Annotated in this window: 16 protein-coding genes; 9 read left to right on the plus strand and 7 right to left on the minus strand. The window is 70.4% G+C overall.

The annotated features are described in order from the left end of the window. Nucleotides 1–590: 590 nt before the first annotated feature. The 3 genes from WMF19_RS23680 (at nt 591) to WMF19_RS23690 (ending at nt 5,227) form a co-directional block, all read left to right on the plus strand. Nucleotides 591–2,378, plus strand: coding sequence for a hypothetical protein (locus tag WMF19_RS23680; RefSeq protein ID WP_437901158.1), 1,788 nt, complete (start codon nt 591–593; stop codon nt 2,376–2,378). A 152-nt stretch (nt 2,379–2,530) separates the two neighbouring features. After that, on the plus strand, nt 2,531–3,901 hold the full coding sequence (locus WMF19_RS23685; RefSeq protein ID WP_437901159.1) for a sigma 54-interacting transcriptional regulator: 1,371 nt from the start codon (nt 2,531–2,533) through the stop codon (nt 3,899–3,901). 102 nt (nt 3,902–4,003) lie between these two features. Beyond that, on the plus strand, nt 4,004–5,227 hold the full coding sequence (locus WMF19_RS23690) for a GNAT family N-acetyltransferase (RefSeq protein ID WP_437901161.1): 1,224 nt from the start codon (nt 4,004–4,006) through the stop codon (nt 5,225–5,227). Between the two features lie 100 nt (nt 5,228–5,327). Here WMF19_RS23690 and WMF19_RS23695 read toward each other — a convergent pair whose 3' ends face one another. Further along, the gene (locus WMF19_RS23695; protein WP_437901162.1) at nt 5,328–6,281 is read right to left on the minus strand and encodes a LysR family transcriptional regulator; all 954 of its coding nucleotides are present in this window, start codon (nt 6,279–6,281) and stop codon (nt 5,328–5,330) included. A 270-nt stretch (nt 6,282–6,551) separates the two neighbouring features. On the opposite strand from WMF19_RS23695, the gene WMF19_RS23700 reads away from it, so the two are divergent. From WMF19_RS23700 to WMF19_RS23710, 3 genes are all read left to right on the plus strand, one after another. Then, the gene (locus tag WMF19_RS23700; RefSeq protein ID WP_437901163.1) at nt 6,552–7,805 is read left to right on the plus strand and encodes an acyl-CoA dehydrogenase family protein; all 1,254 of its coding nucleotides are present in this window, start codon (nt 6,552–6,554) and stop codon (nt 7,803–7,805) included. A gap of 671 nt (nt 7,806–8,476) precedes the next feature. Continuing rightward, the gene (locus WMF19_RS23705) at nt 8,477–9,055 is read left to right on the plus strand and encodes a superoxide dismutase (RefSeq protein WP_437901164.1); all 579 of its coding nucleotides are present in this window, start codon (nt 8,477–8,479) and stop codon (nt 9,053–9,055) included. Nucleotides 9,056–9,327: 272 nt separating this feature from the next. Further along, complete coding sequence (locus WMF19_RS23710) at nt 9,328–10,131, plus strand: phytanoyl-CoA dioxygenase family protein (RefSeq protein ID WP_437901165.1); 804 nt, start codon at nt 9,328–9,330, stop codon at nt 10,129–10,131. An 85-nt stretch (nt 10,132–10,216) separates the two neighbouring features. Here WMF19_RS23710 and WMF19_RS23715 read toward each other — a convergent pair whose 3' ends face one another. The 4 genes from WMF19_RS23715 to WMF19_RS23730 all read right to left on the minus strand — a co-directional run bounded on the left by WMF19_RS23715 (nt 10,217) and on the right by WMF19_RS23730 (nt 12,010). Further along, nucleotides 10,217–10,714: an SRPBCC family protein gene (locus WMF19_RS23715; protein WP_437901166.1), complete on the minus strand. Its 498-nt coding sequence runs from the start codon at nt 10,712–10,714 to the stop codon at nt 10,217–10,219. Next, nucleotides 10,711–11,076: an ArsR/SmtB family transcription factor gene (locus tag WMF19_RS23720; protein ID WP_437901168.1), complete on the minus strand. Its 366-nt coding sequence runs from the start codon at nt 11,074–11,076 to the stop codon at nt 10,711–10,713. Before WMF19_RS23720 ends, WMF19_RS23715 begins: the two co-directional genes overlap by 4 nt. Nucleotides 11,077–11,215: 139 nt before the next feature. Further along, entirely contained in the window at nt 11,216–11,464 is a 249-nt protein-coding gene (locus WMF19_RS23725; RefSeq protein ID WP_437901170.1) for a hypothetical protein, read from the minus strand. A 228-nt stretch (nt 11,465–11,692) separates the two neighbouring features. Next, nucleotides 11,693–12,010: a hypothetical protein gene (locus tag WMF19_RS23730; RefSeq protein WP_437901171.1), complete on the minus strand. Its 318-nt coding sequence runs from the start codon at nt 12,008–12,010 to the stop codon at nt 11,693–11,695. 28 nt (nt 12,011–12,038) lie between these two features. Here WMF19_RS23730 and WMF19_RS23735 point away from each other — a divergent pair, with 28 nt between their 5' ends. The 3 genes from WMF19_RS23735 (at nt 12,039) to WMF19_RS23745 (ending at nt 14,906) form a co-directional block, all read left to right on the plus strand. Then, nucleotides 12,039–13,061 (plus strand): RCC1 domain-containing protein, encoded by a 1,023-nt coding sequence (locus WMF19_RS23735; RefSeq protein ID WP_437901172.1) that lies wholly within the window; start codon nt 12,039–12,041, stop codon nt 13,059–13,061. 198 nt (nt 13,062–13,259) lie between these two features. Continuing rightward, nucleotides 13,260–13,925: a dihydrofolate reductase family protein gene (locus tag WMF19_RS23740; RefSeq protein WP_437901173.1), complete on the plus strand. Its 666-nt coding sequence runs from the start codon at nt 13,260–13,262 to the stop codon at nt 13,923–13,925. A gap of 195 nt (nt 13,926–14,120) precedes the next feature. Continuing rightward, nucleotides 14,121–14,906 (plus strand): hypothetical protein, encoded by a 786-nt coding sequence (locus WMF19_RS23745; protein WP_272092956.1) that lies wholly within the window; start codon nt 14,121–14,123, stop codon nt 14,904–14,906. Between the two features lie 62 nt (nt 14,907–14,968). Here the strand turns inward: WMF19_RS23745 and WMF19_RS23750 are convergent, their stop codons facing one another. Both WMF19_RS23750 and WMF19_RS23755 read right to left on the minus strand, forming a co-directional pair. Then, a complete protein-coding gene (locus WMF19_RS23750) occupies nt 14,969–16,348 on the minus strand; it encodes a serine/threonine-protein kinase (RefSeq protein ID WP_437901175.1) in 1,380 nt (459 codons plus the stop codon). Nucleotides 16,349–16,444: 96 nt separating this feature from the next. After that, the gene (locus WMF19_RS23755; RefSeq protein ID WP_437901176.1) at nt 16,445–17,719 is read right to left on the minus strand and encodes a hypothetical protein; all 1,275 of its coding nucleotides are present in this window, start codon (nt 17,717–17,719) and stop codon (nt 16,445–16,447) included. Nucleotides 17,720–17,788 lie beyond the last annotated feature (69 nt).

Consider the following 17,788-nt stretch of genomic DNA (forward strand, 5'->3'; position numbering starts at 1 on the left):
AGACTCTGAGGATCAACAAATTTCATGGTGTTGACTTTCTCCTCTCCGACGCTGCCATCTCCTCTCCGACGCCGTCAAACGATGATGCGCGCAGAGCAGACTGGAGGGCTCCGGAGCGTCGCGGGACACCGCGGCGTCGAGCGTCTTGGTCGCCGCTCGACGCGCGCCGACAGCGCCGTGGGCGCTCGTCGTGTGAATTCTCAAACAGAGGAGGCAGGCAGGAGCCGAGACTGGCTCAGGAGTAATGACGAGCCTCATTCGCGCTGTCCGAGTCCAGCCGGAACATGGGCAACGGTGCGTGCTGTCGCGCTCGCCGCGAACGCAGCGTGCATGTCACGGAGCTGCGCGTTCTGACCGCCTTGTGCGCCGAACGGATGGAGCACGTGTCCGGGTCACGCTGCACTCCTCCGCGACAGGGCTCGCTCAGCGCAACTCCCCAGGAGACCTCGCCATCGCACAAAGTAACGTATCTCACATTCCCCTGCGGCTCATGCCCCATGGCGGAGTGAACCGCAGAAACTGCGGCGCCGCGCGCAGCGCTCCAGTCCATCTACACGGCGCGCGCGACCTACCCTACGTTGTGGGCCCGAATGAAACCGGACCCTCCCGATCGCTTCGCGCGGTGGCTCAGCCACCCTCGCTTCTTCACGGCTGTCTTGCTCGCCGCGCTCGCCCTGGCGCTGCCCACGGTGGCGATCGCCTTCTATGCCGATGACTACATCCTGTTCTGCTACCTCGCGAAGCTGATCCCTGCCTCGCCTCCCTGGTACGATCTCTACAACTTCTTCCCCGGCGCCCCGGAGGAGACACGGGCTGCCGTCTCCATCTCCGGACTGCCGTGGTGGACCGATCCGGAGCTCAGGATCCACCTTGTCCGCCCCCTGGCGAGCGCGCTGTTCACGCTGGAGCGCGCGGTCTTCGGCGATACCCCGCTCGGGTACCACCTCGTCTCGATCGCGCTCTACGTCGCCCTGGTCGCTGCGGTCGGCAGGCTGTATCTGCGGGTGCTCCCGAGCACGACCGCGGCGCTCGCCATGTTGATCTTCGCGATCAGCGGGAACCACGTTCACCCGGTCGGCTGGATCGCGTGCCAGCACCTGCTGCTCGCGGCGCTCCCGGTGGTGCTCGGGCTCCTTGCGTATCTTCGCTACCGCGAAGAGGGGTGGCGGCCCGGGCGGTACCTGGGCCCGATCGGGCTCGGGATCGGGCTCCTCGGCGGCGAGGCGGCGCTCGGCGGGGCGGCGTACTGGATCGCCTACAAGATCGCCGGTCCCGTGCCGCCGGGCCGCGCGGCCGGGTGGCGCGCCCGGGCGTCCAGCGTGCTCCCGGTGCTCGGCCTCCTCGGGTACTTCGCCGCGTACAAGGCGTTCGGCGGCGGCGCCGCGCACACCGGCGGGTATATCGACCCGCTCACAAGCCCCCTCGCCTTCGTGGCCGCCGCGGCGGAGCGGCTGCCCATCCTGATCGGCGGCGCCCTCGTGGCCGTGCCCGCGGATCTCTCCGTCCCGCTCCCCAAGCTCCCCTTCATCGCCGTCGGGCTCGCGGCGGCCGCCGGCGTGGCCCTCCTCTACCGCGCTTGCCTCCCCGCGGTCCCCGAGCGCGAGCGCGCCGCCTTGCGCTGGCTCGTCCCCGGGGCGCTCCTCGCGTTCTTCACGAGCCTCGGGGGCTTCCCTGGGTCGCGCCTGCTCCTGATGCCGGGCCTCGGGATCGCGCCGCTCCTCGCCGTCGTCGTCCTGCGCGGGCTGGGCCACACCCCCTCGCCCGGCGTCGCGTCATGGCCCCGCCGCGCCGGCGCCTGGTTCCTCGCCGCCGTGCACCTCGGGCTCGCGCCGCTCCTGTTCCTCGCCGCCACCTCATCGAGCATCGATATCGCGCGCAAGGTCGAGGACATCGCCCGCAGCGCGGAGATCGACGCGCCGCCACGCAAGCGGGTCTTCATCGCGGCCGCCTCGGATCCCATGGCAGCCATGTACCCTCAGGCGATCCGCGCCCTGGAGTCGCCCGAGTCGTTCTCCTGCTGGTCGATCCTCTCCATGAACAAGGGCACGCACCGCCTCACGCGCACGGGCCCGTCCTCGTTCTCCCTCGGGCCCATCGGCGGGACGATGCTGACCGGGGCGTTCGAGACCCTCTACCGCGCGCCGTCCTCGCCGATCGCCGCGGGCTACGAGGTCGGCCAGTGCGGCGCCACGATCCGGGTCGCCGAGGTCGCGGACGGGAGGCCCACGCGGCTCGAGGTCGACCTGGGCGCGCCGCTCGAGGATCCGGGGCTCGTCATCCTGGCGTGGCGCGACGGGAGGCTCCGCCGCGTCGCGCCGCCCGCTGTCGGCGAGGCGGTGGAGTTCCCGTGGTCGCCGGGGCCGATCGGGTTCTTCTGAGCGCGGCGCTGGCCCCACGGACGCCAGGCGCGCGCTCGAGCCGCCCGGCGCGCGTTCGAGCCGCCCGGCGTGCGCTCGAGCCGCCCGGCGCGCGTTCGAGCCGCCCGAGCGCGGCGCGATGGCCCCCGCGCCCGCTGTGATACCTTGGCCGCGTGCCCAGCAGACCTCCGAGCAAGGCGGCCGAAGGCGGCCCCGAGACGCTGACGCACACCGGCTCGCCCGCAGATGACGGCGCGAGCGCGGTGCGCCGCTTTCGTCTGGAGCTCGTCGAGGGGCCGGCCCGGGGCGTCGTGTGGGATTCCTCCGCCGATCGGTGCTCGCTCGGATCGGACGAAGGCAACGACCTCGTCGTCGCGGACCCCACCGTCTCGCGCTTCCACTGCGAGATCCGCATCGACGAGGCCGGCGCGCGCGTCCGCGACCTGAAGAGCCGCAACGGCACGGCCGTCGACGGCGTCTCCGTCGTCGAGGCGTTCCTGCGCACCGGCAGCCTCATCCGCGTCGGCAAGACCGTGGCGCGCTTCGAGTTCGGCACGGAGCACAACCGCCTCCCGCTGTGGGACGAGGCGCGGTTCGGCGCGCTCTCGGGCGCGTCGGCCGCCATGCGCGGGGTGTTCGCGCTCCTGGCCCGGGCGGCGGAGCGCGACGTCACCGTGCTGCTCGAGGGCGAGACCGGCACAGGCAAGAGCCAGGCGGCCCGCTCGATCCACGAGCGGGGCGCGCGGCGGGAGAAGCCGTTCGTCGTCGTCGACTGCGGGGCCATCCACGGCAACCTGATCGAGAGCGAGCTCTTCGGGCACGCGAAGGGCGCGTTCACGGGCGCGGCGGAGCAGCGCGTCGGCGCCTTCGAGGAGGCGTCGGGCGGGACCATCTTCCTCGACGAGATCGGCGAGCTGCCGCTCGACCTGCAGCCGAAGCTCCTGCGGGCGCTCGAGGCGCGCGAGATCCGCCGCGTCGGGACGAACACGGCGCGGACGGTCGACGTGCGCGTCATCGCGGCCACGCACCGGGACCTGCGCTCCGAGGTGAACGCGGGCCGCTTCCGGGCCGATCTCTACTTCCGGATCGCGGTCGTGCGGATCCCGATGCCGCCCCTCCGGCAGCGGCCGGAGGACATCCCGGCGCTGCTCGACGATCTCCTCGCCGCGCTCCACGCGACGCCGGAGGAGGCCGCGGCGCTGCGGGAGCCGAAGGTCATCGCCCGCCTGAAGCGCGCGGCGTGGCCGGGCAACGTGCGCGAGCTCAGGAACTACGTGGAGCAGTACCTCGTGTTCCGCGCGCCGCCGCCCGTGAGCGAGCTCGCGCCGGTGAACGCCCCGCCGCCGGTCGACGCGAGCGTGCCGTACGCCGAGGCGCGCGACCGGGTCCTCTCGGACTTCGAGCGCCGCTACTTCGAGGCGCTGCTCCGCGCCCACGACGGCAAGGTCTCGCGGGCCGCGGCCGCCGCGGGGCTCGATCGGCGGTACCTGTACCGCCTGCTCCACCGGCACGGGCTGGGGCCGGAGCGCGATCCCGAGGGGTAGCGCCGCGGCGTCGGAAACTTGGACAGGGTTGGCGGGGGCCGGCTAGGAGGGAACCATGCTCGATCCCGCGCCGTGGTCGAATCGCTGCTACCGAGGGCGGGTATGCCTCTGAAGACTCCGCCCCTCGCCGTCCGCTCCCCCGCTCCGGTCGCCGACGCGGCGGCGGTGATCGAGATCGCGGCGCGCACCTTTGGCAATTACGCGAGCTTCCGCGCCGATTGCGCCGCCTGGTACGTGAACCACAGCCACTACGACTGGGAGGCCTCGGCCGTCGGATTCCTCGGTGATGCGCTGGTCACCCACTGGGGCGTGTGGGGTTACCGGATGCGGATCGGTCGGGCGGAGGTGCGCTGCGGCGGCATCGGCGCGGTGGCCACGGAGGCGGCCCACCGCGGCAAAGGGCTCATGGCCCGCACGGCTCCGCACAGCCTCGACCGCATGCGCGCCCGCGGCTATCACCTCTCGATCCTGTTCGGGATCGACGACTTCTACCACCGGTTCGGCTACGTGCCGGCCTGGCCCGAGTCGCGGTGGCGCGTGAAGCTCGCCGATCTCCCGGCCACGCTGCCTCCGCCGCGGGGGCTCCGCCGGATCCCCGCGGCGCCCACGCAGGCGCTGGTGCGGCTGCACAACCGGTGGAACGCCGGCCTCACAGGCACGGCGGTGCGGCCGACCTTTCTGCGCTCGTGGAGCGGCATGCGCAAGGACGTCGAGGCCTGGCGCTGGGGCGCTGATCGAGAGCGCCCCGAAGGGCATGTCGTCGTCCAGGCGGGCAGGAACCGGCTCGTCTGCGCCGAGGCGACCGGCGCACCGGACGCGGTGCTCTCGGCGCTCGGGGCCCTCTGCCGGCGGAAGGCGCTCCCCGAGCTGCGCTTCGACACGCTCCCCTACCGCTCGGCGCTCGCCGCGCGGCTCCGGACCCTGAACAGCCGCTACGAGCAGCGGTACGCCGAAAGCGGCGCCGCGATGGTCCGGGTCGTCGACCTCCCGGGATGCCTCGCGGCGATGGCGCCGGAGCTCGCGGCCCGGCTCGCCGCGTCCGAGCTCGCGGGCTACCGCGGCGCGCTCACCCTCGCCGGCACGGAAGAGACGGCGACGCTCCGCCTCGACCGCGGCCGCGTCGAGGTCGTCCACGGGCGGAGCGCCGCGGGGGCGCGCAGCGCGGTCCGCGGCGGCTGGGCGGTGGCGCGGCTCCTCCTCGGGTCGGACGCGCCGCTGGAGGTGTGCGACGCGGGGAAGCTCCGGCTCACCGGAGACGCCGCCCGGCTCGTCCCGGTGCTCTTCCCGGCGCAGCACCCGCAGCTCACGCTGGCAGACAGGTTTTGAAGGGCGCCGGCTCGTTCCCCCTCACCCCACCTGATAAAAAGCCGGTGTAACCACATCGCATGTCGCAGCAGAGGGGGGTTACACCCGCGCCCGGGCAGGGTCACGGCGGCGCGGCGTCGGCCTCGATGGGCCGGCTGGCCAGGAGGTCGTCCAGCAAGGCGCGCAGCGCCACCGACTGGCTGGCGGCCCGCGTATACAGGGCGGTCGCCTGGATCATCGGCAGATCGAGGTCGGGGAGCAGGCGTACCAGCGACCCGCGTTCCAGGTCAGGCAACGCGAGGAACTCGGGTACGAAAGCGATGCCCAGCCCCGCCCTCGCGGCATCCCGCGTGACGATCATGTTGCCAGTGCTCATGCGCCAGGGGACACGCACGGTCTCCCCGCCGACTTTCCAGTGAACGAGCTCGGGCCGCGTGACGATGGCCGCATGCCGGGCGAGGTCGGCGGGCCTCTGGGGCACGTCGTGCTGCTCCAGCCAGGTCGGCGAGGCGACGATGACCATGGTGATATCGGCCAGCTTGTGGCTGATCAGCTCGCTGTCCTCGATCGCCCCCATGCGGACGGCCATGTCGTAGCCGCCATTGACCAGGTTGACGCGCCCGTCATGGAGATGCAGGTCGATGCGGACCGCCGGATAACGCCTCATGAACGAGAGCAGGCGGGGCGCGATCGCCGCCTGACCGTAGGCGACGGGCGCGGTGATGCGCAGCAGCCCCGAGGGAGCCGCGTGGAGGATCTTGACCTCGGCGGTCGCCTGCTGCGCCTCTCGAACGATGGGCTGGACCTTGTCGAAGAAGCGCCTGCCCGTATCCGTCAGGCTGAGCGCGCGCGTGGAGCGGATCAGCAGCGGAGCGCCGAGCCGCTTCTCCAGGAGCGCGAGGTTGCGGCTGAGGGTCGCCTTGGGCAGGCCGAGCGCCCGGCCGGCCGCGCTGAGCGAGCCTTCCTCGACGATGCGCACGAACATCGACAGACCGGTCAGATCATCGGGCTCCCTCAACGTTCCACTCCTCGAACGCGGCCGTTCCAGAGCGCCCTCTGGCGCCGTCCGGGGCATCTTCGCATACTTCCGGACGTGATCCCTAAGCGTGGCGGCGCCGGCGCGGCGTCCCGCCTCGCGGCGATCCGCGCGGATGCACGGGCCGCGATCGGCGTGCCGGTCTCCCCGAGGCCCCTGAAGATGCAGCGCGCACCTCGACGCGTTCAGAGAGGTCGCCGTGAACCGGGATCTCTCCGCGACCCCTCCGGCGGTGGATGCCATCCGGAAGATGGTGTCCAGCGAGCAGCAGCGCGCGGTAGGGAGATGCATGCAGCCGATGGACAGCTTATGAATCTCGAACAGTCCTCGATCAGGGTTGCGGTCATGAAGGCCCCCGGCCGGATCAGCCCCGCCGCCAACGCGCCATCCCTCGAGGCTCTGGTCTCCACTGCGCGCGAGCTCGTCCCGTGTCTCCGCGAGCAAGCCCAGCAAACGGAGATCGAGCGCCGCGTCTCGGAAGAGACGAACCAGCTCTTCCATCGCGCCGGCTTCTATCGGTTGATGCAGCCGGCTCGCTACGGCGGCTACGAGTACGGCTTCACCGCGCTCCTCGACGTGATCAGCGAAATCGGGCGAGGCTGCACCTCGTCCGCCTGGGCATGCTCGCTGGGGGCGATCCACCAGTGGCTGCTTGGGTTGTTCCCGGGGCAGGCGCAGGACGACGTCTGGAGAGAAAGTCCCCGGGCCATCATGTGCGGCTCCTACTCGCCCGTCGCCGCGGCGCACGCGGTGGATGGCGGATACCTGATCCAGGGCAAGTGGCGCTTCGCGTCCAACGTCGACAACTCACAGTGGGCCGTGCTGGGCGTCCAGTTTCCGAGGGAGGACGACGCCACCCCCAACGCTGGCTTCTTGCTCGTGCCCCGCTCCGACTGGTCGATCGAGGACGACTGGCACGTCGCGGGTCAAGCGGGCACCGGGTCCAAGACCGTGGTGCTCGACAAGCCGACCTTCGTCCCGGGTCATCGGAAGCTCACCTTTGCCGAGGCCGCGTCCGGCGCGCCGCCAGGGGCCGCTGTGAACCCCAACCGTATCTACAGCATCTCGTTCCTCTCGGCGATCCCCGTCTGCCTCGTGGCCCCGCTCCTGGGAACCGCCCAGGGCGCCATCGACGCCTTCATCGATCTCTGTGAGGACCGCGTCACGCGCGGCGGCATCGGCGGCGCGGGAGCGCGCCTGAGCCAGTTCGCCCACGTCCAGTCGCGCCTGGCCGACGCGGCGGCCGCCGTGGACGCGGCGAGGCTCGTCCTCGACCGCGACATCACCGAGGTGGAGCTGACAGCAGCCCAGGGGAGGTCCGTGAGCGTCGAGAAGCGCATCCGCAATCGGCGGGGCCACGCCTACGCGGCGAAGCTGTCGCACTCCGCCATCGATGCGTTGTTCTCGTGCGTCGGCGGCAGCAGCTTGGCGCTCGCTCAACCCATCCAGCGCATGTGGCGAGACGGCAACGCGATCGCCCAGCACATCACCCTCAACTGGGACGCCGTGTCCACGATGGTAGGCCAGCACATGATGGGCCTCGAGCCGAAGGGGGCCTACTGAGAGCGACGTCGCCCGCGCCCTCGAGCTCGGGTCGCTCGCGCCGGCGCTCTCGGAGGCGCGCCACGGCGAAGGCGCGGCGCCGCTCGTTCGCGCCGGAGGAGCCCGCCTCTGCCATGCGGCTGCCAGCGTCATCGAGGTCGAGCAAGCGTTCTCAGCAATCGGATTGACGGCCCCTGTGATCGCGCTATGCCTGACCCGGCGACGGCAACTCCGAGCAGGCCCATCGGGCACACCGGGTCGACCACGGTGGGGGGACCACCGGTGCGGGAGGGCCGGAGGCGGGCATACGAGACCCGCCCGCGACCGCTCAAGGATCACGTCCAGAGTATGCGGCGTTACCCGGAGCGACGCCAGACGGCGATCTGGAACGGCCGCGTTCGAGGCATGGAACAGGGCGCCATCTGTCGGGTCTGGCAGGCGAGCGGAACCGCGGGCCGGGAGGCCACCTCTCCAAATGGATGGAAAACTGCCAACTCATTGGCAAGGCGCCACGCGCATCCACCGGGGCTGCTACGTTGCCGCCGGTTCGGCGACGTGGAGCGGCTGTCTGGCCGCGATGCGCGGACGTTCGATCCGTGGCCGGAGCGCCACCCGAAGGTCTTCGCCGAGCTACTCACAACAGGCTGCGACGAGCGCGCAGCCGTCGACAAGCAACACGAGGAACAGAGACCATGGCCTTCACTCTTCCCGAGCTCCCCTACTCCAGAGACGCGCTGGTTCCCCACATTTCGGCGGAGACGCTCGACTTCCACCACGGCAAGCACCACAACGCCTATGTCACGAAGCTAAACGAGCTCGTGGCAGCGGACCCGGCGCTCGCGGGCAAGAGCCTCGAGGATCTCGTCCGCACGACGTCCGGCGGGGTCTTCAACCAGGCAGCTCAGGTGTGGAATCACACGTTCTACTGGCACAGCATGAAGCCGCAGGGCGGCGGTGAGCCTTCCGCCGCGCTCCGTGCGGCGATCGAGGAGGCGTTCGGAAGCGTGTCGTCGTTCAAGGAGAAGTTCAGCGCCGCGGCCGTCGGTCAGTTCGGCTCAGGCTGGGCCTGGCTGGTGAAGAACAGCTCCGGCAAGCTGGAGATCGTGCAGACGGGCAACGCCGGGACCCCGCTCACGGAGGGCAAGACGCCGTTGCTCACGTGCGACGTGTGGGAGCACGCGTATTACATCGATTACCGCAATGCCCGGGCGAAGTACGTCGAGGCATGGTGGAACCTGGTGAACTGGGACCACGCCGCCTCGAAGCTGTGATCCACGCGCTCCCGCGAAGGCGGCGTCAGGGCCGCATGTCTCTAGGCATCAGAGCGACCAGCCTGAGCTGACGAAGAGCGGGGCCGCGCGGACGTCGGCCTCGTGAGGCTGAGATCGTTTGCCCGTCCCGCGTGCGTGGGCCGGGTGCCTCGAGCGCCGCATTCTCCTCCCAAGACGATGATTCCGGCAAAGGTGGGTTGGGGATGAACCGGCCGTGAGCGGGCGCTGGGCTTGACGATTCCGCTCGAGCCATTCCAAGCTTGGCGCGATCCATGAGCCACGCCCGCCACACAAGCGCCGAGATGGATGAGCTCGCCCACGCAGCGCAACGCGATGGGTTCTGCCTCATCAAGAACCTCATTCCGAAGCGCCTGCTGCTCTCGTGGCGTGAGGCCTTCGCGCCGCTCCTCGACGCGCACATCGCGCGTGAGGGACACCTCAAGAACCGGGGGCCGGGTCGCTATTACGTGACGCTCCCGTTCAGAGCCCCCTTCGCGGAGCCGCGCATCTACGAAGACGAGACGATCCTGGGCGTGGTGGAGCGCCTCGTCGGCGCCGACATGACCATGGTCCAGCTCGCGACCGACACCCCGCTCCTCGGGTCCGACTACCAGGACGTCCACCGCGACGCGCCGCCGCTCTTCCCCGAGACGGGGAAAGAGACGCCCGCGTTCCAGATCGCCGTCAACTTCCCCCTGGTCGACGTCACCGCCGAGAACGGCCCGATCGAGATCGCCCGCGGCACGCACATGCTCTCCAAGGCCGAGGGGATGCGGCGCCTCGAGCAGGGCGAGATCGCGCTCGATCCGATCCCCATGGAGCTCGGTGACGTCATGGTCCGCGACGTTCGCGGCCTCCACCGCGGAACCCCGAACCGCTCGCGCGAGCCGCGGCCCATGGTCGTCATCGGCTACAGCCGCCGCTGGCTCTTCCGCCCGGAGGTCTCGATCCGGGTGCCCCGCGAGAGCCTTTCCCACCTGTCGGAGCGGGCGAAGCGCATGCTCCGCTTCAATCCCATCGTCGAGTCGCTCGACGTGCCCGAGGAGACCGAGGTCTACCAGGCCTTCGCCTACTGACGCGCGACGCCGCTCGCCCAGGCGCGGCAGTTCCTCGGCCTCGAAGGAGACGCTGGCGTGGGCGCCAGCGTCGTGGGGGTGACGCTCACGCCGCCCCGAACTTCTCGTCCAGCTTGCTGAGCTGGCTCGTGAAGCCTTCCTTCTGCATCTCGGTGAACTCGGCGCTATGCATGGTGTCGAGCAGCACCACCATCTTCACGCGGTCGCCGAGCTCCGTGAGCTCGACCTCGATGTCGGCCTCGTAGGGCGGCACGCCGGGCAAGAAGTCGATCACGTTGCGGAGCACGAGCCGTGTCATGGGCCGGAGCTCGGCGAAGGTGGAGGTGACGCCGTGCGAGGGTGGCCGGCCGATCTCCGCCATGGCGCGGACCATCTCGGGCGTGGCGGCGATCATCTCGTAGCGCAGGGTGCCGCCCGGCCTCGCGTCGAGCTCCGCCACGGCGGCCCGAAAATTTCGCGGCCCCCACCAGGACTCGAAGCCCTCGCGCGTGGTCCAGAGGTCCCAGACCTCCTGCAACGTAGCGCGGTAGGTGCGCTCGACTCTGACTTTGGATCGGGCCTGGGCTTTGACTGCGCTGTTCATGGTCGCTTCCTCGTGGTTGGGCCGTCTTGAATGGCCGGGTTCTTCTGAGCTGACGCGCGCTTCTTCTCGAGCGCGGCACCGAAACGATCGAGGCGCTCCTCCCAGAGCTGCCGGTAGCGGCCGAGCCAGTCCTCGAGCTCGCGGAAAGGCTCGGGACGAAGGGAGTAGAGGCGCCGCTGCCCGTCGGGTCGCATCGAGACGAAACCTGAGTCCGAGAGGATGCGCAGGTGCCGCGACACGCCCGACTGGTGGATGCCGGCCTTCTCCACGACCTCGGCCACCTGCTGCTCGCCAGAAAGGAGAGCCTCGACGATGCGGCGGCGCGTGGGGTCGGCCAGGGCCTGGAAGACGTCCAGTTGCATGACGGTACATATACACCACGGTGCATACGTCGGTCAAGCGCAACCGTGCGAGGGGTTGCGCGCGCGGCCGGACCTTGCCGCCTCGCGTGGAGCGCGCGTCGCGCGCGGCCAGCGCGCAGCGAGGGGATCGGACGGCGCGTCAGGGGACGAGGTCTCCCTCGACCCGCGCTTCGCCCGGCGCCCGCAGCATGCCCTTCAGGCGCGCCCGCGCGGTCCGCTCGGCGCGGCGCCGCAGCGGCTTCTGCTCCTCGATGGGCACCGCGCCGTGGCGAGCCGCCGGCGCGACCGGCGCAGCGGCGAAGGATTCGCCCGACGTCGCCGGCGCTGCCAGCAATAACCGGCAGCAACAAAAACGTTCAAAACGTACGAATCCTTGATCCGCCGACAAGACCCCACAGCTCCAACGGATTCACTCGTTTGAGCAATGTTATCCACTCCACGCCGACAGGTATCCACGAGTCGTTCAAGACGTCGTGCGAGGGATTTTCGACCCAACCCCGCCCGCGTATACTGCGCGTTTCGGAGGTTTCGTTCCCATGTCCAACCCTTCTCGATCCCAGATGAACGGCACCTTCACACTGCACAGCGCCGTTCTCCTTTCCCTCGCTCTGACCGATTACTCATGCAACTCGACAACCCCGGGCTCCGGCTCGTCCGGCGCCGGCGCCTCCACGAGCTCGAGCTCCGCCGCCTCCGGCGCCGGCGGCTCCACAACTTCGGGCTCCAGCGCGTCCGGCACCGGCGGCTCCACAACTTCGGGCTCCAGCGCGTCCGGCACCGGCGGCTCCACGAGCTCGATCTCCGCTGGCTCCGGCGCCGGCGGCTCCACGAGCTCGATCTCCGCTGGCTCCGGCGCCGGCGGCTCCACGAGCTCGATCTCCGTTGGCTCCGGCACCGGCGCCGGGGGCGCACCGGGCGACGTCCCGATACACATCGCCGCCGGTGGGCAACACACCTGCGCCGTGCTCTCCGACACCACGGTGCGGTGCTGGGGCGCAGGCAACGCGAGCCAGCTCGGCCAGGGACGCTCCGGAGACTCGAGCGTTGCGCTCGCCGTTCCGGGCGTCACTGGCGCCGTTCAGGTCGCGCTCGGGTACGAGTTCACGTGCGTACGCACGAACGCGGCCGCCGCGAGCTGCTGGGGGGCGAATCCGAGCGGCGCGCTCGGCAACGGCGGGACGGCCATCGAGCCGTCGCCGGCGCCGGTCGCTCTCGCCGGCGTCGAGCGCCTCGCCGACTTCGCGCTCGGCCACTGGCACAACTGCGTGATCCATGGCGGCGGCACGCTCTCCTGCTCGGGCGACAACTCCCGCGGGCAGCTCGGGCTCGGCGACGTCGACACCAATGAGCACCCGACGCCGACCGCGCTCTCGGTCAACGGTGTCGAGCGGATCGCGCTCGGCTATTTTCACACCTGCGCGGCGAGCGACGACGGTTCGGTCCATTGCTGGGGCTCCAACGGCTGGGGCGAGGTCGGGAACGGCACGTTCAGCAGCGAGCCGGTGCCGACACCAACGCTCGTCAGCGGGATCGATCATCCGCTGCAGCTCGCGGCCGGCCAGCAGTTCTCGTGTGCCCTGCTCCAGAGCCGTCGTGTCGCGTGCTGGGGCGACAATCGGAACGGTCAGCTCGGCGACGGCGGCACCACGTTCCACACGACGGCCACGACGATCGAGGGCCTCACCGACGTCGTGCAGATCGCGGCGGGACGCAAGCACACGTGCGCGGTGAAGTCCGACGGAACCCTCTGGTGCTGGGGTCGCAACGATGTTGGGCAGCTCGGCGACGGCACGCAAACGGAGCGGCACGTGCCGACCCAGATTACGGGCCTCGAGGGCGTCGTCGAGGTCGCGCTCGGCGATCTGCACACGTGCGCGCTCGTCGACGCCGGGGCGATCCGCTGCTTCGGCTCGAACTCGAACGGGCAGCTCGGCGACGGGACGACGACGGATCGAAGTAGCCCGACCGACGTGGTGTGGCCGTAGGCTGCGGGAGCGCGTCCGTCCGTCCGCCCGCCAGGGACCTCCCAAACCATTGAATATACAGCATTTTCATGCAACAGTCGGCCAGCGAGAAAAAAATCGCCGGCGTGTCGATCCGGCCCCGGCTCGTTCGTCGCCACTTCAGAAGAACGGTCGTCAGGAGGGTCGCAGGCGATGCCTGTGCCGGAAGGAGTTGCGTTCATGTCGAGGCTTCGGGTAAACGCGTTTTCGATCTCGATCGACGGTCATGGTGCCGGTCCCGGCCAGGATCTGGCCAATCCGATGGGCGTCGGGGGGATGGCGCTGCACCAGTGGGTCCTAGGCACGAAGACGTTCCAGAAGATGCACGCCGACTTCGCCGGCTCGCTGATCGGCGACACGGTCGGCCGAGCGGGCGTCGACGACGACTTCGCCGCGCGCGGCTTCGAGAACCTCGGCGCCTGGATCATGGGCCGCAACATGTTCGGGCCGCAGCGGGGCCCGTGGCCCGACGACGGTTGGCAGGGATGGTGGGGCAAGAACCCGCCCTACCACGTGCCCGTCTTCGTGCTCACCCACCATGCTCGTGAGTCCTTCACCATGGAGGGCGGAACGACCTTCCACTTCGTGACCGAAGGCATCCACGCCGCGCTGAAGCGCGCGAAGGAGGCGGCCCAGGGCGAGGAGATCCGGCTCGGCGGTGGTGTCGCCACCGTTCGCCAATACCTCACCGCGGGGCTGATCGACGAGCTCCACCTCGTGATCTCCCCCGTGCTCCTCGGCCGGGGCGAGCACCTCCTCGCCGGCATCGATACGGTGAGCCTCGGCTACCGATGCACGGAGCACGCCTCCACGGACCACGCCACCCATGTCGTCCTGACGAAGTAGCTTGATATCAGGGAGAAGAGCTCCTTCGTGAATCCACCCGGCGCAGGTGGGCGGAGATGCGGCGCCGCCGCACAGGAGGGCGGCGCGCGACCTGCGGAGGCGCGCGCCGGCTCGCGGTGCGGCGCGCATTCGCGTTGACGCCATATCCGCACAACGCTATCGCACCGCCCCATGAATGGATACAGGTCAAAGGCATTGACGGCGATTCTGCTCCTCTCGTGCGCGGCGCCGCTCGGCTGCGGCGCGTTCATCGCGTCGCTCGGCCCCGAGGAGAAGGCTCAGCTCGACGAGTTCGCGAGGAGGTACAACGAGACGTCCGCCGCGTCGAAGAAGAGCCTCGACACGAACGAGGCGTATTTCAACGCGATCATCGTGGCCGCGAGCTGTGCGGACAAGACCAAGCTGGCGGTGGGCAACGAGTGGATGACCGAGACCGTGGATGGGAAGATGTACGTGGAGCAGGCGCGCGACAAATGCGCCGAGATGCTGACGGCGCTCCGCAAGAAGGACTCGGGAGAGCAGGGCTGCGGCTATGCCTCGCTCCGCGTGGAAGGCGGACAGCAGCGCCCCGGCATGGACTGGACAACCACCGTGAGCGGCGCCCTGAACTTCGGTACGAACGAGCGGACGAACCTCCGCGCCCAGGACGACGGCTCGCGCGAGCTCACGGCGTGCGACAAGGTGCCGGAGAAGGGCACGGCGCCCGCTCCCATCTGGAGGCCGGACCTCGTCAAGGAGGCCGAAAGGATGTGCGGGGAAGGCGCGATCATCCTCTACACGGGCACGGATTGGAAGACGAACGAGGCGTCGTCGACCGACGGGGACCACTACCTGACACGCTATCTCGACGCGGAGTGCTGGTACCCGAAGGGGACGGTCGGCAAGGACTACAAGGTGCCGGTGGACTGCGAATCTGGCGACACGCCGCCCGAGCCCAACAAGTCGTGCGTCACGTCGGCTGGGAAGCTCGTGGTGAGGTGAGATCGCCCTCGGCCGCCGCCGGCCTGAATTGAGATCTCAAACAGGCGCCCTCACGCAGCCGGCTAGCCCTCGTCGACCCCCGCGCGCACGGCTCTCGTGATGACGAGGCCGCGTCGGGGATGCCCTGCCGTCCATTCATTGAGGCGCAAGAGCTCTCCCCCCGCGACCCGCTCCCGCCCGTCCGGGCCCGTGACCGTCGCCGGCGCGGCGTGCAGCACCAGCGCGACCTGGACCGCAGGGCTCGGCCGCGGCCGCGACGCGAGGGTCGCATCGAGCGCGCGCACCGCCCCGACCAGCCGGGCCCGGGCGGCGCGGCTGCCCTCCGGATCGCCGGGGAGCGTCGTCGCGCCGACCAGCACCCCGCCGCCGTCGACCAGCGTGACCAGGCCCGCCCCGGCCACGGCGCGCCGCGCCGCCGCGAGCACCGCCTCGGCGTCGTCGAAGGCCGCCTCGTCGAGCTCTTCCTCTCCCTCGATCTGCACCGCGACGTGCAGCGCCGCCGCCGGGCAGACGCGGGCCTCGTCCCTCGCGGCGAGCAGCGCCGCGCGGAGATCCGCGAGGAGCTCGGCGACGCCCGGGTAGCGCGCGTCCGGCGACTTCTCGAGGCAGCGCGCGATCGCAGCGTCGAAGGCCCGCGGCACGGTCACGAGATCGCCCGCCCGGGGCGGCGGCGCGAAGAGCTGGAGCTCCTCGAGCTCGACGATGTTGTCGGCGTGGAACGCGGGCTGCCCGGTGAGCAGCTCGTAGAGCAAGAGGCCGAGCGCGTAGACGTCTGTCCGCGCGTCGACGGGGCGGCCGGCGATCTGCTCGGGGGCCATGCTGCCTGGCGTCCCGAGCACGCTGCTCTGCGTGAAGATCGGTTCACGGCCGAGCCGCTCGGGCTCCAGCAGCTTGGCGATCCCGAAGTCGACGAGCCGCGTCGTGAACCACCCGTCCCTCGGGATCGCCATGACGTTCTGCGCCTTGACGTCGCGGTGGACGATGCCCAGCGCGTGCGCGGCGGAGAGCGCGCCGCCGACCTCCTCGAGCACGGCGAGCGCCTCCGCGGCCGAGAACGCGCCGCGCGCGCGGAGCTCCTGCTTCAGCGTGCGGCCCTCGATCCATTCCATCGCGATGTAGGGCCTGCCGTCCGGCAGGTCGCCCACGCCGACGCTCGCCACGATGTGCGGGTGCGCGAGGCCCCGGAGGGCCGCGGCCTCTTGCTGAAATCGCTCAAGGATACGCGTACTTGCGGCGAGCCGGCGCCGCAGGACCTTGAGCGCGACGGGCCGGCCCGTCCCGATCTGCGTGGCCAGGTAGACCACGGCGAAGCCCCCGTGGCTCCGCGCCGCCTCCACAAGGAATTCCCCGGCGAGGGTGCCGGGAGCGAGGTCGTCGGGCGCGCCCGGCTCCTCGTCGAGGAGGGTGGAGGCGGGGTCGAGGGATCGGGTCGGTGCGGTCACTGCATCGCCGAGATCGCAGCAGCTGGCCCGAGAGCGCAAGCCCCACGGTGGCGCATCCGAGCGCGGCTCCGGCCGGGCGACCGCCGGACGGCAATCTCACGGCTTCGTCGGCCCGCTGAGCTGCGTCGGAACGGCCTTGCGCTGGGCGGGAAGACCATCCGTGGGAGGAGGGTCCCCCTTGGGGACGCGAATGATGGGATCCGGCGGCTGCCTGGCGATGACGGGCGGCCAGCGAACGGCGACCGGGCCCGAGCCGCTCTCGTTGAGCTCCTGGCATCCCTTGGGGCCGAAGACATCACACGGCTGGCGCAGGTACACGGTCACGGGGTTCATCCACCGCCTGGCGTCGCCGGCTTCGCCGGTGCAGGGGCCCGTGTACGTCCCGTCGACCGGCGCTCCCTCGCAGACGTTTGCGCGCCCCATCTCTGCAGCCCCGGGCACGCTAGCCGCGTAGCTCTGGCACGCGCCGACATGCTTCGCGAGGCACCCCGGCTGACCTCCCCCCGTGGATCTGGCACACACGCGCCGCTGCATGTAAATGGTGTCGTCGTATTGCGGGCCCGCGGCGTGCTCTTGCGGATGACAGACGAACGCCTCCTTGTAGATCATATCGTCGAGGTGCGCTGTGGTCAGGCTCGGTCGGACGATCTTGCCCGCGACCAGCGTGACCTCGAAATCGGTGTTGAGCGCGCTCGCATTGAAGAGGTTGCCGAAGAAAGCGCCCTCCCGCCAGGGATAATTCGTCTTCTCCGCCGCATCCACCTGGAGCATCCTGGTCGTCCCTGGCTTGTCCGAGGGCACACGTCCGCGAGCCGAGATATTGACCCGCACGCCGAAGGCGTTGTTCTTGGCGAGCAGGCAGGCCGAGACCAGCTCCTGGCAGCTCGCCCTCATGGCGTTATGCGCCTTGTCCCGCTCGGGCCACAGCGGATCAGCCCACGCAGGGCAGAGCCCCATGGATCCGGAATAAGAGAGAGGGCTGTCGGGCTGCGCGCGCGCAGCGCGCTCCTCCGCCGTCGGGGCCCATGCTCCCTCGTACGCCGGCGGGGTCCACTCGACGCGCTGTTTCGTGGTGAGGGCACACTCGACGAGATCCTTCATCACATCGCGCGCCCAGGGGTCGAGCAGGGCGTCATGGAGGGGGCCGGCGGCGAACGACGCGGTCGTCAGCGGATTGCGGTCGAGCGCCAGGAGGCTCTGCCGGTTGGTCGTCAGCAGGTTGTGGCCCAGGTGGTCGAGCGTCAGGTGGTTGGCGATCACCATGAGCGGCACGGGGACCGCGCTGTTCGCGCTCGTGGCGCCGGCCGCGAGCACGATGCCCGCGGTCAGCGACAGGGTGGCCACTCCGAGACAAGCCGTTCGTCGATTCATCGTTGCCCCTTTCCGGTCATCGAGTCGGAAGCACGTCTAACGCAGGTCTTGGACACGTCAGCTGCACGT

This window comes from Sorangium sp. So ce124, assembly GCF_051525235.1.
Lineage (GTDB): Bacteria > Myxococcota_A > Polyangia > Polyangiales > Polyangiaceae > Sorangium > Sorangium atrum.

Excerpts from the sequence above, each read along its gene's own strand:
- WMF19_RS23705 (WP_437901164.1), top strand. The coding sequence starts at position 8,477 with ATGGCCTTCACTCTTCCCGAGCTCCCCTACTCCAGAGACGCGCTGGTT.
- WMF19_RS23715 (WP_437901166.1), bottom strand. The coding sequence starts at position 10,714 with ATGAACAGCGCAGTCAAAGCCCAGGCCCGATCCAAAGTCAGAGTCGAG.
- WMF19_RS23740 (WP_437901173.1), top strand. The coding sequence starts at position 13,260 with ATGTCGAGGCTTCGGGTAAACGCGTTTTCGATCTCGATCGACGGTCAT.
- WMF19_RS23680 (WP_437901158.1), top strand. The coding sequence starts at position 591 with ATGAAACCGGACCCTCCCGATCGCTTCGCGCGGTGGCTCAGCCACCCT.
- WMF19_RS23700 (WP_437901163.1), top strand. The coding sequence starts at position 6,552 with ATGAATCTCGAACAGTCCTCGATCAGGGTTGCGGTCATGAAGGCCCCC.
- WMF19_RS23695 (WP_437901162.1), bottom strand. The coding sequence starts at position 6,281 with ATGCCCCGGACGGCGCCAGAGGGCGCTCTGGAACGGCCGCGTTCGAGG.
- WMF19_RS23720 (WP_437901168.1), bottom strand. The coding sequence starts at position 11,076 with ATGCAACTGGACGTCTTCCAGGCCCTGGCCGACCCCACGCGCCGCCGC.
- WMF19_RS23755 (WP_437901176.1), bottom strand. The coding sequence starts at position 17,719 with ATGAATCGACGAACGGCTTGTCTCGGAGTGGCCACCCTGTCGCTGACC.
- WMF19_RS23710 (WP_437901165.1), top strand. The coding sequence starts at position 9,328 with ATGAGCCACGCCCGCCACACAAGCGCCGAGATGGATGAGCTCGCCCAC.
- WMF19_RS23690 (WP_437901161.1), top strand. The coding sequence starts at position 4,004 with ATGCCTCTGAAGACTCCGCCCCTCGCCGTCCGCTCCCCCGCTCCGGTC.
- WMF19_RS23730 (WP_437901171.1), bottom strand. The coding sequence starts at position 12,010 with ATGTGTATCGGGACGTCGCCCGGTGCGCCCCCGGCGCCGGTGCCGGAG.